Consider the following 254-nt stretch of genomic DNA (forward strand, 5'->3'; position numbering starts at 1 on the left):
CTTTCTTCGGTGGAAAACAAGTCATCGTATGGAGCAAGCTCTACTTTTTTCGCGCTGCTTTTCAAGTTTCATCACCTCCTGGGTCAGATTCTTGTAACCCTCGGCCACTTTGCCCTTGGGGTCATGGGCAAAAATACTCTTGCCCTCGGCACTGATTTTCTTTGCCCGGACGGAATGGGGAATCTCAGTTCCGAACACTTTGATTTTGCTGCCGTAGGTTTCTCGCAGCAGAGCCGCAATCTCCTTGGCAAAGT

General features: G+C 49.6%; 1 protein-coding gene. It reads right to left on the minus strand.

Going from position 1 to position 254, the window contains the following annotated elements:
* Nucleotides 1–21 precede the first annotated feature (21 nt).
* The coding region (locus H6B10_RS16325; protein WP_430661783.1) for a ParA family protein at nt 22–254 on the minus strand (233 nt) is incomplete at its 5' end.

The organism is Gemmiger formicilis (assembly GCF_016901605.1).
GTDB classification, from domain to species: domain Bacteria; phylum Bacillota; class Clostridia; order Oscillospirales; family Ruminococcaceae; genus Gemmiger; species Gemmiger formicilis_B.